Source organism: Endozoicomonas sp. PH6C (genome assembly GCF_059322965.1).
This window is the reverse complement of the sequence record NZ_CP185342.1, coordinates 5825651-5842270: the sequence shown is the minus strand read 5'-3', so window position 1 is coordinate 5842270 and position 16620 is coordinate 5825651. Positions and strand designations below refer to the sequence as shown.

Here is a 16620-nt window from a genome sequence, read left to right as displayed (position 1 = left end):
TAAAAATCCGAATGTGGATCAAACGGCCTCGGTAGACCCGGACAGGTTAAATGCCATCATCAATAGTGCCCTGCAATTGGATAGAGCGTTTGTGAAGCAAAACCTTTGGCAACTGGCCAGGGCATTTGACCCGGTAATATTCAAGGACACCGGGTTTCAGCTGTCCTATGAAAGTCCAATACCAGGGTGGGCCCAAAAAAAAACTCTGGACAGGCTCTGTGCCATAATCGTGGCCCACAGGCCTGAAGCACAACGAGATACAATGGCGTATCAACTGGAAATTGACCCGGCAACCGCAGAGCCCTGTCAATCATTGACCATCTGGCCAAGTAGACAGATTAAACGTTTGCAGGATGCTCTGGCTTCTGGCTGGCAGTTAGCCCTGCCACCGGGGCAGACCCGATCCGATACCATTCATACTCTGGCCACCGATTGTTTTCATAGGGCCAGAACAGCGAATTCTGAAGCAGAAGGCATTGAACGCATTGAACATCGACTGTCCGAATCACTGAAATGGACGGGCTCCGCTGACAGGCCCGTGCCAGCACTGGCCCGGGATCTTTATCACGGCGAGATTAATCAAAAGGATCGAGAAAACCGTCGATTATCGCGACTCCATGACCGGCTTGCGGACTCTCCCGTTATCTTCCTGCAGGGGGAAACCGGCACCGGGAAAAGTTACTTTTCCGCCAAAGTGGCGAAAGCTTCAGGACAGGCTGCGGTGATTTCCCTTGGACCTTCTGACAGCGAACAGACCCTGATGAAACAATGGCGGTGGCAGGAACGTGCCGATGGTGACCGTTCTATGGCACAGCAAAATCGGGCCCTGATGGAATGGGCCAGTATTAAACCCGACAAAAATGACAAATTCGTCACTCTGGTGCTGGATGAAGCCAACCTGGCTAAAACGGGATTACTGGCGTCATTGATTGGCTTATGGGAGCCGGAACCCTGTATCTATGTGGACGGTCAACCTGTTCTGGTCGGCACAAAACACCGGGTAATTCTCACCGGCAACCCGGATCATTACTCCGGACGCCAACTGGACCCGGCTCTGCAAGAAAAGCTGCCCAGAGCTTACTACCCTCGTCTGGACCAGGCTTTCCTTCGGGACTGTGTGGTGGAACCGGCTCTGGTCAATCATTTACAACGGCATCTGCCGGAGCCTGAAATAAACGACATTGCACGCAGTGCCACACAGAGCCTGATGGTGCTCTGGCAATATTATCAGGAGTTGTTGCCCGAGCATGAGTTTACCCCCAGGGATTTAACGGACATCTGCAGTTGGGTGGGTTGGTATCTGGATTGTGCGCTGCCTACAGCTGCCCCTGTTACCTCTGAGCAAATCAACAGTCTGATCCAACAAGGTTTTCGGGATCTGCTGGGTCCCGAAATCAGCGAGACTCATCAGGATGCCCAGTTAGCATTGAACATCTGGTTTGCTGCCCGTTTCGAACCAGACAACACACTGAGCGACAAAGTGCATAACCAGACCCTGCCGGATATTGAGCAGGCCTTCATAAATTTCACCGAACAAACCCGTCCTGAATTTGATACCTCCGGATCGGCAGTCCGTGAACTGGCAAAACGGCTTGGACAGGACTTAAGCCGCTGTCAGCAGGCTTATCATCTCAACAGAAAACACGACGGTCGTCAGGCGACTCTGATTGAAGGCCCTGCTGGACGAGGTAAGGATGCCACGCTGTACTTGATGATTGAAAGTGTCAAACAGCAGGCAGAAGCACGGCAAGAATCCATGCCGGAAGTCTTTTACCTGAATGCCTGTGATTGTTCCTGGGACAAACTGTGTGAAAAGATCCAGACGGCAAAAATTAATGGCGGCATCGTGGTGATTTCGGAAATGAATCTGATCGACAGCCAGCATCTGGAAGGTGAGTTAAACGATATTCTGGCCGGTGATGCCCATCCGGGCTTCCACCTGTTTGCCACCACCAACCCGCCTGAGTACAGCGGGCGAAAACCCTTATCACCGGCGCTGAAAGGGCGTTTCAGACATTTGCCGATCCGCCAGTACAACCCGGCAGAATTACAGACCATTGCCGGGAAAGTGTTGCCAGAAACCCGGGAAGGGAAAATCCTGGCTAAAAAGCTGACGCAGCTACATTGTCGCCTGAGGGCTTACCTGCAACGGAAAAACCTGCCGTTGCAGCCTAGCAGTCTTGATTTACAGAATGTGGCCAGAGCCGTCATCCAGGGAGACGATGATACCGAAAAAGGCCTTCATCAATGCTTCAATCAGTATTACCGGCTTTACCTGATGGCCGCCGACATATCGCTGGAGGAGCTGCCCGAGTCATCGTCTCTTGCCATGGGTAGAAGAGAGTTTGCTCTTGAACTGAGCAAATGGTTCAACCAGGCACTGCCGGACATGAATCGCCCGTGGCTGTTACGACTCAGTAATCTCAACAGTCTTGATGAAAAATGCCATGAAATTCGTATTAATGCAGATCTGAATGACAAGGAAGCCAGAACGGAAATCATCAGGATGGTGGCTCAGGCCCGTTGGCAGGCATCCGGTCTTTCCCTGAATCCAGACGGGTCCGACGATATTCTCAACCAGGCACTGTACCGGCACTGGCAACGATGCTGGTTTGCCCGGGAATTTGACCAGGCAGGCGTGAATGCGAACAGTGTATTTCCCCTGACGGAAGATGAGGAACAAACGCTGAAATTACCGGCTTCCCAGCCTTATCTTCGCGATGCTGAGCAACGGATCGAGTCATGGAACGCCAAGGCATCTCAGTTATGGCCTGCGTTTTGGCGCCAGATGAGAAGACTGCCGAACCCTGTTAACAAAGCGCTGGCTATCAGCGTTGATAAAGCGGCTGAAAAATACGACCCGGAACTCCACGAGAAAGAGTTTGAGGCATTAGACCAAATGACGAACTATCGGCATCAGGAGATGCCACAAATTGATGATCATATCGTTTTTGATACCCGGGACTTTACTACCGAGATGTATCGTTGCTCGGCAAACGACATTTTTGTGTCTGCCAAGGGTGATATCACACCGATCGAGCTTAGTAATAAACACCCTATGGGGATCGAAATACTCATGCCGGACCCGTTACCAGAGCATAACCAGTTAGTGGTATTGGCCGACAATCAAACGCTGGCGACCTTGAACGTGACACCGGACAATGGTCAATATGCATTACCCAGCCTGACGCCTGACGACTATATCGTGGCACTGCGTATAGAGCCCGATTTGGCATTTACCCTGGTCAGGGACCAATATACCGGGCTTCACACACTCTCTGTTCCTGAGGCGAAAGCCAACCAGAGTATTCGAGTGACTTATATCGTAGAACCCCTGGAACCGGGCGAAAATACATTGGCTGAAGGATCCCGATCAGAACGATTTGACGCCTGCTGTTCAGAGGGTATGAAATCAGTACTGGACAAAGTGTTTGAGAATATTGACGGACAATCAGGCAAAGTACGGTTTCTTCTGCAGAAAATAAAAGACTCTAAAAACACAAAGCGACGAATTAAGTTAATCACGCGTTATTGCCAGCAGTTCTCCGGTAATGCCATACCAGAGCGCAAGCAAAATTTCTTTGAATTTCTCGTAACAAAAAGGCATGGCAGCTGTCGTCATCGTGTGCCTGTTTTTATTGCTTTTTGTCGTTATTTCGGAATTCCCTCACGGCAAATGAATAGCAGTTTCCACAGTTTTGCTGAGTATTCCCTGGATGAAGGCCAAACCTGGAAGTCTGTGCATTTGGGCGGGTCGCCTGTTCTGAAAACAGAAATCCCATTTAACTCCGAGCCCACCGGGAAGGAAAATGGTTCCGGCACTGAGTCAAAGATGAGTATGGATCTGCTGAGGAAGATTATGAACGAGGCAGATTTAGCACAACAACAAGCTCTGGCTGAAGCCTGTGACATAAGCCTTGAGGAACTGAACAAAGCCCTGAAGACAAACAGTGAATTGCCAAAAAAAAATCCAAGTACTTCCGAAATACTAAACAACCTCTGGAAGAAAAAAGATCTACCCGCTTTTGCCATGGGCGTTTCAATAATCAAGTCGCTGGAGACAGGGGCATTGGGCTATTACGAGAAGGAATTTAAACCGATATCGGAGGCATTGAAAAAAATATTGCACAAAAGTGATGAAGATCGGATCACTGAACGACTCAAGTCGCTTCATTCAAAAATGATTATTCAGGACGGAGCATGCGTTCAACCGTGGTTGGGCTTAATGGTGGCAACACTGGAAGGCAGTGACCTGGACAAACCTTCAGTTATTCATTTTGCTGGTGAAGTCCTGGAATCGGGTTGGCTTGATCCAGTACCGAACTATAATAAATCTGTCGTAGGAGCCTTTCAACATCATAAGCTATTGCTGCGCCTGGAAAATATCGATGAACTGAAGGTTAAAGCCAGCCATTGCCTGAAAAAGTTTTACAAGCAGTTATGGTCCAGAGAAAAAAATAGTCAGGTATGGCGTTTGGCTTATGAACGCTACCTGGAGATAGAAGATGATGATGACTTCCTCGTCACTCATTGCCATGATGGTTTTTCGCAATACCTGGAAAATAAAATTGTCAGCTCATCTCTACAGTTCGCCTGGACGAAAGACCCTGAGGGCATTCCAAATATAGAACGAATGCTGACGCAAGATCCCGCGTTTCTGAAACCAGACTCGGGCAAGGTCAATCACCGTCCGGTGATTATCATGGGACAGATTTTCCGGAACGATGAAGCGACTGGTCACAAAGTCGAAGCCCTGTTTCAAAAGATTGTTGAGAAAAGCCCGGAATTAAAGAATACATTACAAAAAATCAATACCCGTATGGCAATGAAAAAACAACGCATCAATACTCTGAAGGCATTGAAAAAAATGAAGAAAAAGTTTCAAGATGATTTAAAGCATAAATGTGCGCAAGCGATTGGGGAGGCGTTCTGTCATTATCTGTATGGATTGACACACTCGAAAGGTGGTTGCTTAACCTATTGTTGGGCCGATGCTCGCTCTGAAAACTCCGCAGACTCAGGCTACTGCGGCGCTCATGAACCATCTTCAACGGATGAGCTGTATATGATGATGCTGTATTTTAATAGTTCTTCAGCATTTCAGAAATCTCTTAAGGATGCCTACCTGCGGCAGTCACTCAACGCCAATAACGCTTTGGTGCTCAAAGACGATGATATGGGCAAAATTTACCAAGAGTTTTTCAACACCGTGAATCTGGATTCGCTTTCTGACTTTCTGATCTATGAAGGTGACCAGCCCCTCATCTGCAAAGCATAGTTTCTTTCAGCGCACTCAAAATGGCGTCATTCAGTGACAGCAAGCAATGAATCATACCTTCGCAGTTCAGTGATTTTCACTGAATGGTCGCTGGAGGCAGTTACCACAAGGCGACTATCGATACTGAAGTTGGCCGATAAGACCCAGTCATTATGGTAAATGCAGGCTTTTTCTGACCATAACCCATCGGTGCCCAGACCAATGATTTTCGCTGTTCCGTCCCTGCTGGCAGTCACCACATGGCGGCCATCAGGACTAAAATTGGCTGATAAAACTCCGTCTTTATGGTAAATATTCACTTCTTCTCGTTCCCATGATCCATTCGCTGTCTGGCGATAGATTCTTGCTGTGTCATCTTCACTGGCCGTCACCAGATAACGGCCATCGGGGCTAAAGACGGCTGAGTGGACATAGCCACTATGGCGAATGGTCTTTTTTGGTTCCCATGATCCATCGGCCTTTTGAGCAAAGATTTTCGCTGTGTTATCCCTTCCGGCAGTCACTAAATGACGGCCATCGGAGCTGAAGTTGGCTGATAAGACCCATCTATGACGTTCTGTGCTGGTTTTTTCTGAATGGGATCCATCGCCCTTGGGGCCACAGATTTCTGTCGTTTTATCGCCAGCATCGGTCATACGAACAGCGGGGTTAAAGCTGACTAATTTCATCGGACCATTTGGGCGAACAGTAGCTTCGCTTTCCCATGATCCATCGTCCCTGAGGCCATAGACTTGCGCTGTTCCATCATTACTGGCAGTCAGCACATGGCTGCCGTTGGCGCTGAAAGTGGCTGAATAGACAAGGTCACTATGGGAAATAGTGCGAACTGGTTTCCATGATCCATCTTTCTTATAGCCATAAATTATCGCCCTGCCATCATCACTGGCGGTCACCACATAGGAACCATCGGGGCTGAAGCTGGCTGAATTGACCTTGCTGGTATGGCGAATGATGTCTATCAATTCCCATAATCCAGCAGCCGTTTTAACGTAGATTTTTGCGGTGCCATCGTCGCTGGCGGTGACCAGATGGCGTCCATCGACACTGAGGCTGGCTGAGTTTACACAATTCGCTTCGTTAATAGTGGTTGTATCTAAAACAAATGTCTCACATTCAGACATCAGCCTGGACAGGGTGAAAAATAACAGAGCCGGCACATAAACCCTGTCCGTTTTGCGATCTGTGATTGACTTCACTAATGCCTGATCATTCGTGAACGACCTAAACCAATCACAAAGTTGGTCAACATTTTTTGTATTGATGGTTGTCCTTAGTTGATACTGCAATGGTGAAGGAAACCGGCGATACCATGCTTTTGCCAGAGCATTATCTTGATGGATACCATTGCGAAGGCGTTTACATACCCGTTTTAAAATGACAACATCCCGAAGTCGCAAACGGCTGAAAATCATGGGGCTTGATAAAATAGAAAAATATTGAAATGGAGGTCTGTTCTTTTTTTCTTGATCAGCAACAGCGACGGATCTAGCCGCACTGACACGAGATAATGCACGTTCCAGTTCGGCTTGTCCGGTTGGTGGCGGGTTAGGTTGTGCAATGCTGGTGTTATTATCTATTCCATGCATCCCTGAATTCTCCAGAATAGGTATTTATCTTCGATCAACAAGGAACATTCAATGTTGATGCTGAGCTATATGGAAAATTGGAGTCAGTTTTAAAATGAAAGTTCATAACATGTTGTTAAGTGCAACTAACAGAGTTTCTGTCTTTCAGCGCACTCAAAATGGCGTTACTCAGTGACAGCAAGCAATGAATGATTGCTTGGTAGTTCAGTGATTTTCACTGTGCATCACGCTAATCACCTGATTCTCTATAGAGGAAAAGTGAATTTCCTTATCAAGCAGTCAGGTGGCAGTTCGATAAAACGGAGATGCAGTACGCTATATATTGCGATAAGTAAAGTGACGCTCTATCTTTACTATACGAAAAATGTAAAGAAATAAGCCTGTGCCTAAACTCAGTGCCAAACGGCAAATCACTATCCCTGCCGGTCAGTGTGAAGAACTTGGCATCCAGCCAGGAGATGAAATCGACAGCTTTATCGTCGATGGTCGGATTACCTTGATCAAGAGGCATAAAGGGGCAGCAGAAGGGTTTCTGAAGCACGTCAAGACCAAGCAGGACATCTCAGACGACGATTCACTTCAGAGTGGTTTGTAATGATAGTCATTGATAGCAATATCCTGCTCCGATACTTGCTGAACGATGATGAGAAGCAGTCAGCACAGGCCGCCCGGTTGATTCAGGGAGAAGAAAAGGTTCTGGTGACTGATGCTGCTCTGGTTGAGACAGTCTGGACGCTGAAAGGTAAAAAATACCAGCTTGCCAAACCTGAAATCATTGAGACCGTTTTGCAGCTTTTTCAGAAAATCAACCTCTACTTTGAGGACGGCCAGGTTGTTTGGAAAGCCCTGACTGACTTCAAGAACGCAAAGCCTGTAAAAGGCAAGGAAGCCGACTTTGCTGATGCGCTTATTGTGTGCAAAGGTCGAAGCGTGATTGAGAAGCAGAAAGAGGTACTCAATGGCTCCTTCACTTTTGACAAAGCTGCACAAAAACTACCTGGAGCCAAGGCTCCGAAGAATTAGAATCAGGGATTATCTACAGCTCGTCTTAGAGCTCGTCATTTGGTGTTGCAGGCCTGCACCATGGTTTATCTTCGCATAATCCACCTACGCACCTTTCAGAACCGCAGAAGGTGTCATCCGGGCATGGATCCCAGTATGTAAATGCTGAGCATCTGAAGGCGCCACAGCCATTACCATTACAATTGTGACAATGGGTGGTGACCGCATCGGAAGGACATGAATCCGGCACAGCATTGAGTTCAATAAATGGTGAGCTGTGGTCTTGTGGTCTTTTTGCGCAGTTTATTCTTTCGTAACGGTGATCATAGACAGCTTTGACGAGATCCCGTTTTCCACATGTCGTACTACCATTGTCGTTTTGCTCATAACCAAAGGATATTTTACCTTCTTGTTTGTCGACATATGCACATATTGGTTCGTTAGCCTTAGAACAGTTTTCAGGCGTTCTCATAACGTAATAATAATTTTTTGAGCCCGGGATAGTGACTTCTGTTGTATGGATATGCATGAAACCATCAATGGCATAGAAATCTGCGTCCAACCAATCATAGTTTGTGAACTCTTCTTGCATAGAACCATTTGCATGATATCTGCAGACATGTGTGCTGGATTTTTCTGATGTTATCGTAGTGACATAACCAATACGCTCTTTACACTCTTCAGGTTTGCCGGGGTCGTTGGATAGGTTGTCAGCATTTTCAACATTGCTGACGAAACATAACAAAACTGTTGGCTTCAACTTGCTGATATCCTCAGGAAGCATGCTGGGTGGCCTTCGGTATTCGTCGATAGAATCATTCTTAGCCAGTGTCTGAAGAGAAAGAACAGAGACCAAAAACAGGGCTAATGACCCTGTTTTTTTCAGTGAGTTGAATAACATCAGACATTCACTCTTTCAGGAGGTGAAATTCTCTTATAGACAAGGATACAAAGAATGACAAACGCTCGATTTAAACGTCGGGAGAATAGAGACCATCGCATCTGCCATGGTTGCGGCTCTCTATTTAAATGGAACTTATGTTTAATCTGAAGGTCAGAATATAAAACAACTTCAACTTGGTTCTTCAGATAGCACTAAGGAGATTGACTATGGATGGTCAGATTGATGAAGGTACAAAAAAACACGCTCTGAATCCTAACCTTCTTGATCATGGCGGGAATGGCGTGGCAGCCAAGATAGCAAAGCTGGATTTATTGTCAGAACAAGAGAAGACTGTAAGAAGCTGCTCTGAAGTAAGGTCCAAACTAAACAGATCGCCATCTTTGGAGACGGTGCCTGACAAAGTCAGAACCGTTTCTTCAACGGATTCCTCGCTGCCAAAGGCGACTCATTCCTTCGATTTTCGTTTTGTCGCCAGTGATGATGAAGTTCGGCAGCTTTTGACTGCCATAACCTGTAATGAAGATGTTACTGTTATTTCCCACCCCGATGACCTCTCACAGGCTAACCTGGTGAGTCGGCTGAGCATTTCCGAAGAGGGTCTTCATACTTTGCGCTCGGGCAAGTTGTTTGAAGGCTCACAGCCATTCACTCTGGTGATGGATATCCGCAAGCTCACCAGCGAAGAACTGCCCAAATTCAACGATTTACTGGACCCGGATACCCCCTGTCTGTATGACAAAATCAACCGGAAAAAACGCCCCCTTGGCGGGCATGTTTCTCTATTGGTCCTGGCAGACCCTGCACAGTTGGCATCCATTGGTCAGCGTGATGACGCGCCCGCAGCCAGCGCTCCCGGTGCCGATTTCTGGCGGCGAATTAATCGGCCGGGAAATACCTGGCAGTTCAACGCACAGACTGGCAATGACCCATCGATAGAGATCAACCAGGTTACTCCGGTATTGGCTGAACTCCCCTCTGCCGAAAGTGCTATGGACGACGACAATACCGTTCTTATTGACTGCCACTTGCACAACAACTGGCGACAGTTGCTGCTGGGCGGCCCCGGAGTGGATAAACAGGGGCGAATTCAGCACCTGCCCGGCAGGCTTGAGCTATTGAAGGCCGGACAACGGGTGATTCTGAAAGGGGCCGACTGGCAAGATCTGGCCTTTGAACAGACCATTCGGCAGATGCTGGCGCAACAGTGTTTCGAGAGCAACGGGAAGATTTGTCCGTTACCCGACGATGTTCAGTTTTATCAGATGCCGGTGGGGAAGGACGAGCTTCATTCACTGTTCCATAGCCTGTCCCACTCTCTTGCCAAAGAAGGTGTAATAGAAGGTAACAATAAAGACTCTGCTCCACGAGTCCCGATCATTATTAACGAGAGTAATATCAGTGAATGGCTGAGCCCGATTGCCATTGCCCCGGAAGGCTATGCAGTCCCTGAAAACTGTCTGTTAGAACAGATTCGGGCGGGTGGTGCAGTCACGGTAACCTCTCCCCTCACTGAGATTCTCTGGTTTCGTTTGCTGGGTTCACTGCAGACTATTCGCGAGACCACTGGTCTGGAGCCCGGACTTGAGGTGGCTTATTCAAGACGACAGCCGGAAGCTCTGGGCCTGACAGAAACCGATGACTACCCTCTGTCCAAACTTCAGGAAAAAATGAGCAAGCACCTGGCCTTTCGTGCTGTCACTTATCAACAACCTGGTCAGGCAAGTTATTGGATTAATAAGCAGCGGCAAGCCCCTCTGGTCATTCAGGTCAATGAACAGACCCGCTTCAGCCAGCTCTTTGATAATATCCATATCACCTCGGAACAAAAGGCTCATTTTGGCAGTAGTCAGAGTAAACTGCAGGAGGCATTAACCGCTGGCAGGCCGGTGGTATTGCGAGGGCTGGAAACTAATCCAACGCTTCAGCAGCTTCTGGAACCCCTGGTTGTCGGGCAACCTCTGTTGGTGAATGGCCAATTGCAGGCCTACCCAAAAGCTCATATCACCCTGCTTTGGCCCAAGCTTGCAAGAAGCCCATCTTCACTGGTTAATTCAATGGTTGCCATGGGTAATCGGTGTCGCCGGGTCGATCTCTGGGATATTAATGCCCACAAACATGATATCCCCCGGACTGAGCTGCCAGAACAAGCGCTTGATGAACTTTACGAAGCCTTTAAAACCGTACCTGCCGACCTTTGTAACCCTCTGCCTGAAATGACCGAAGGATTGTTGCACAACCTGATAATGGCCGCCCGGCGAGCACAGCAGGTTGACCATTCCCCACAGCTTTTACCCCGCCATTGGCGCAAGGCCATCAATAGCCTTATCACCCATGGTACCCGGCAGAATCCTTCAGTGCGTGACTTTATGAAAGTGGTCTGTTGGCACTTGTTACCGGATAAGACGCCGAATGCCCATGAGAAGCCGGATGAGAATCAGACCGCCTCGGTAGACCCTGATCGGTTAAATGACATCATCACCAGTGCTCCACGGTTGGATAGAGCCTTTGTGGAGCAGAACATCTGGCTACTGGCCAGAGCTTTTGACCCGGGAGTACTTAATGAAGAATTAAAACTGCGCTACGTAAGTCCATTGCCATCGAGGTATGAAGAAAAAGAAGAAGTTCTCGGCAGGCTCTGTGCCATGATTGTGGCCCATGCTCCTGAACAACAACGGCAGGCAATGGCACAAGAGTTGGCAGTCGATCCGGAGTCAACAAAGCATTATCAATCCTTAGCCATCAGGCCATCGAGACAGATTAAACGTTTGCAGGATGTACTGGCTTCTGGCTGGCAGTTACCTTTGCCGTCAGGGCAGACCCGATCCGATGCCATTCAATCTCTGGCCACCGATTGTTTTCATATTGCCAGAACAGCCAATTCTGACGCAGCAGGCATTGAACTCATAGAAAATCGACTTTCTGAATCACTGAAATGGACGGATTCCGCTGATACCTCCTTGTCAGCACTGGCCCGGGATCTTTATCACGGCGAGATAAGTCAGAAAGATCGTGAAAGTCGTCGATTATCCCGACTCCACGACCGGCTTACAGATTCTCCTGTTATCTTCCTGCAGGGAGAAACCGGCACCGGCAAAAGTTACTTTTCTGCCAAAATGGCAAAAGCTTCAGGACAGGCTGCGGTCATTTCCCTTGGACCTTCCGACAGCGAACAAACCCTGATGAAACGCTGGCAGTGGCAAGAGCACACCGATGGTGATCGCTCCATGACACTGCAAAACCGGGCGCTGATGGAATGGGCCAACACTCCGTCCGGGAAGGATGGACACTTCGTCACTCTGGTTCTGGATGAAGCCAACCTGGCCAAAGCCGGATTGCTGGCATCATTGAACGGCTTATGGCAACCGGAGCCCTGCATTTACGTGAATGGTCACCCTGTCAGGGTCGGCCCAAAACACCGGGTTATTCTCACTGGCAACCCGGATCATTACGCCGGGCGTCAAATGGACCCGGCCCTGAAAGAGAAACTGCCCACAGCTTACTTCCCTCGCCTGGATCAGGCATTCCTTCGCGACAGAGTGGTGGAACCGGCTTTGGTCAAGCATTTACAACGGCATCTGCCGGAGCAGCAAATAAACGACATTGCACACAGTGCCACCCAAAGTGTGATGGCACTTTGGCAATATTATCAGGAACTCTTGCCCGATCATGAGTTTACCCCCAGGGATTTAACCGATATCTGCAGTTGGGTGGGCTGGTATCTGGATCGTGCCCTGCCCGCTCGCGGCAGTGTGACCTGTGGGCAAATAAACAGTTTGATACAACATAGTTTTCGGGATGTACTGGGGCCGGAAATCACCGAAACTTATCAGGATGCCCTGTCAGCACTGGAAATCTGGTTTGCTGCCCGTTACCAACCGGAGAACACCCTGAGCGACAGAGTTCATGAACACACTCTGCAGGAAATGCAGCAGACCTTCAGTACAGTCAGCGAAAAAATCCGACCAGACTTTGATACCTCCGGATCGGCAGTCCGTGAGCTGGCGCAACGGCTTGGACAGGATTTAAACCGCTGTCAGCAGGCTTATCATCTCAATAGAAAACACGGCGGTCGTCAGGCGACACTGATTGAAGGTCCGTCCGGACGGGGCAAGGATGCCACGCTGAACCTGGTGATTGAAAGTGTCAGACAGGAGGCTAAGCAACAGGGAGAGTCCATGCCGGAAGTCTTTTACCTGAATGCCTGTGATTGTTCCTGGGACAAACTGTGCGAAAAGATCCAGACGGCAAAAATAAAAGGCGGCATCGTGGTGATTTCGGAGATGAACCTGATCGACAGCCAGCATCTGGAAGGAGAGTTAAACGATATTCTGGCCGGTGACACCCATCCGGGTTTCCACCTGTTTGCCACCATCAATCCACCTGAGTACAGCGGACGAAAACCCCTATCACCGGCGCTGAAAGGGCGTTTTCGACATTTGCCCATCCGGCAATACAACGCGGCAGAATTACAGACCATTACCGAAAAAGTGTTGCCAGAGTCCTCAGAAGGGACATTCGTCGCTAAAAAGCTGACAGAAAAACATTGTCGTTTAAGGGCTTACCTGCAAAAGGAAAACCTGCCGTTGCAGCCGACCAGTCTTGATCTACAGAATGTCGCCATAGCCGTTAACAGAGGGGGTGATTTTAGCGATAAAGCACTCCATCAATGCTTCAATCAGTACTACCGGCTTTACCTGATGGCCGCCAAACTATCGCTGGAGGAACTGCCAAAATCATCGGCTCCTGCCATGGGTAAAGGATCGCTTGATCCTGAGCTGAGCGAATGGTTCTACCAAAGGGTATCAGGCATTGATCGTCCGTGGTTGATAGGGCGCAGTGATCGCAGCGCTATTGATGAAAAACGCCATGAAATTCGTATTAACGCTCATCTCGATAAAGAGGAAGCCAAAACGGAAATCATCAAGGAAGTGGCTCAGGCCAGATGGCAGGCATCCGGTCTTTCCCTGAAGCCGGATGAGTCGGACGATATTCTCACCCGGGCACTGTACCGATACTGGCAGCAATGCTGGTTTAAGCATGAGTTTGTCCACACGGGCGTGGACGCCAACAGTTTGTTTCCGATGACGGAAGAAGAGGAAGAAACGCTGAAAATGCCGGATTCCCAACCTTGTCTTCGGGAGGCTGATCAGCGGATAAACACATGGACATCCAATGCCGTTCAATTATGGCCTGAGTTTTGGCATCAGATAATTGATCTGCCAGACTATTGCATTGGCAATGATAACGCGCCTGAAAAATACGATCCTGAGGTCTTCGAGAAACAAGCTCCGGCATTGGACCGGAGAACGAACTATGAGGTTCTGACGACACCAGATCCTGAGGATCATATAGTTTTTGATACGGATAAGAATATTTCCCATATGTATCGGTGTTCGGCACTGGATGTTTACGTAACTTCTGAGGGTAATATCAAACTGATCGATCTTAAGGATATACACATCAGGGGGGTCGAAACCCTCATGCCTGAACGCTTACCCGGGCCTGACCAGACACTGATATTAGCCAGCAATCAAACGCTGGGAACCCGGGAGTTGTCATCGGACAATGGTCAATATGCATTGCCCAGCCTGACGCCCAACGATTATATCGTGGCCCTGCGTATGGAACCCGATTTGCCATTTACTCTGGTCAGGGACCAATATACCGGGCTTCACACACTGTCTGTTCCTGAGGCCAAAGTCGGCCAGAGTATCAGAGTGGTTTATGTTGTGGAACCGAGAGAGCCGGGCAAAGCCACGCGCGCCAGACAAACCAGACCTGCAACAGATTTGGACACCCACTGTTCAGAAGGCATGAAAACAGTACTGGACAGGGTGTTTACGACCATTGACCAACAGCGTCGAGCCAAAGAACGGGAGCCTTTGCAGACCATAAAAGACGCCAAAGACACTGAGCAACGAATCGAGGCGATCAGGAAGTATTGCCGACAGTTTTCCGGTAAGGCAAAGCCAAAGCGCACGGAAAATTTCTTTGAATTTCTCGTAACACGACAACAGGGTAACTGTCGTCACCGTGCTCCTGCTTTTGTTGCATTATGCCGTTATTTCGGGATTCCATGCCGACAAGTCGCAAGCTTTGTCCACTGCTTTGCTGAGTATTCCGGGGATGGTGGACAAACCTGGAAGTCAGTGGATTTAGGTGGGGAGCCTGGAGAGACAGTAGAAACGACAACTGAGTTCCAGACCACCACAAAGATTGATGATTCCAGCAATAAATCAAAGAGAATTAAAGCTCTCCTGAAGGATTTCCTGAAAGGGGCTGATTTAGCACAACAACAAACTCTGGCTAAAGCCTGTGGCATGAGTTTGGAGGAACTGAACAAAGCCCTTGAGACAAACAGTGCATTCCCGAAAGTCAATCTAAGTATTTCCAAAATAGTCAGGAACCTTTGGGAGGAAAACAATTTAACCAGTTTTTCCGTGGGGGTCTCATTGCTGATGTCCCTTGAGACAAAAGAATTAGGCTGGGACGAGATTGTATTGACTGGTACTAATTACGACAAAAATAGGAATACCTACAGCCCAATGTCGGAGGCGGTAAGAAAAATATTGTCCAAGAGTGATGAAGATAAAATCACTGAACAACTTAAGTTGCTTCATTCAAAAATGATTATTCAGGGTGGAGCAAGCCCTCGCCAGTGGCTGAGTTCAATAATTATAATACTGATGGACAGTGACTTAACTCAACCTGCGGTTATTCACTTTGCCAGTGAAGCCTTGAAATTGGGTTGGCTGGATCCACTGACGGCCTCTGGCTCGTACGGAGTCAATATCAACGCCTATGAATTTCATCAGCTATTGGTGAGCCTGGAAGCTGTCGATGAACTGAAGGTTGAAGCTGCCCATTGTCTGAAAAAGTGGTACAAGGCCTATTTGTCCAGGGAGAAAAATAGCTATTCATGGCTGTCAGTCCATGAGTACCTCCAAAAGAAATTAACCAGGACTACGTTGGTCACTCACGAACATGATGGGTTTTCGCCATTCCTTAAAGGTGAAATAGCCTGCTTATCTTTACAAAGCTCCTGGTCGGACGAACCTGAGGGCATTCCGGATATAGAGCGAATGCTGGTGCACCATCCTGCGTTCAGGAAATCAAGCTCGGGCAAGGCAAACCACCGACCCGTGATTATCCTGGGGCAACCTTCCTGGGACAGCACGGTGATTAAGGAAAAAGCCGAGGCTCTGTTTCAACGAAAAGTTGAGAACAGCCCGGATCTTAAGCTGTTACTGGAAAAAACCAAACTGAAGTCCTTCAAGGTGTCATTGAAAGATCAAAGGCGTTTAGATAATTTAAGAAACAAATACCAGCAAGCGATTCAGCAGGCCTTCTGTCATTACCTATATGGAGTAACGCACTCGAAGGGCGGTAGCTTATTGTATTGTTGGGCCGAGGCTCAAATGCAGGAGTCCCTGAGTCAAGATTTCTATGGCGCTCATGAGCCATCCTCAGCAAAAGAGCTGTTTGACATGATGCGTTATATTAATAGCTCTTTATCCTTTCAGAATTCTATTAAGGATGCTTATTTAAAGCAGGCACAAGACAGCAGTAACGCTCTGGTGCTCAAATCCCGTGAGTTGACAAAAATTGCCGAAGAGTTTTTGAGTACCGTGAATTTGAATACGATTTATGAGGCATTGGATACCTGATAACGACCATCCGGAAAACCTGAATCAGCTACTGAATTTCATAAACTTCAGCGACTCAGACAAGGCTTCCCAAAGCAAACTTTATTTTTCTTCTTTCTATTGCTTGCTTCAGGTCGACGGTGAACTTTATACAGGTATTATTGTCGAAAATACGAGAGGTACTTTATTTATGCGTTAGCGATT

General features: G+C 48.2%; 6 protein-coding genes. 4 read left to right on the top strand and 2 right to left on the bottom strand.

The genetic code is table 11. The annotated features are described in order from the left end of the window. The first annotated feature begins 13 nt into the window (after positions 1-13). Positions 14-5278, top strand: coding sequence for an AAA family ATPase (locus tag ACOMG9_RS20900; protein ID WP_448218308.1), 5265 nt, complete (start codon positions 14-16; stop codon positions 5276-5278). A 26-nt stretch (positions 5279-5304) separates the two neighbouring features. On the opposite strand, the gene ACOMG9_RS20895 is transcribed toward ACOMG9_RS20900, so the two are convergent. Further along, positions 5305-6864, bottom strand: coding sequence for a WD40 repeat domain-containing protein (locus ACOMG9_RS20895; RefSeq protein WP_448218307.1), 1560 nt, complete (start codon positions 6862-6864; stop codon positions 5305-5307). A 382-nt stretch (positions 6865-7246) separates the two neighbouring features. Between ACOMG9_RS20895 and ACOMG9_RS20890 the strand changes: the two genes are divergently transcribed. Both ACOMG9_RS20890 and ACOMG9_RS20885 read left to right on the top strand, forming a co-directional pair. Then, on the top strand, positions 7247-7459 hold the full coding sequence (locus tag ACOMG9_RS20890) for an AbrB/MazE/SpoVT family DNA-binding domain-containing protein (protein ID WP_422135386.1): 213 nt from the start codon (positions 7247-7249) through the stop codon (positions 7457-7459). After that, complete coding sequence (locus ACOMG9_RS20885; RefSeq protein ID WP_448218306.1) at positions 7459-7887, top strand: type II toxin-antitoxin system VapC family toxin; 429 nt, start codon at positions 7459-7461, stop codon at positions 7885-7887. The genes ACOMG9_RS20890 and ACOMG9_RS20885 overlap by 1 nt, the downstream gene beginning before the upstream one ends. Positions 7888-7912: 25 nt before the next feature. On the opposite strand, the gene ACOMG9_RS20880 is transcribed toward ACOMG9_RS20885, so the two are convergent. Further along, positions 7913-8650, bottom strand: a complete 738-nt coding sequence (locus ACOMG9_RS20880) for a hypothetical protein (RefSeq protein ID WP_448218305.1) — start codon at positions 8648-8650, stop codon at positions 7913-7915. Between the two features lie 326 nt (positions 8651-8976). On the opposite strand from ACOMG9_RS20880, the gene ACOMG9_RS20875 reads away from it, so the two are divergent. Beyond that, the gene (locus tag ACOMG9_RS20875; protein ID WP_494529343.1) at positions 8977-16437 is read left to right on the top strand and encodes an AAA family ATPase; all 7461 of its coding nucleotides are present in this window, start codon (positions 8977-8979) and stop codon (positions 16435-16437) included. Positions 16438-16620: the final 183 nt, after the last annotated feature.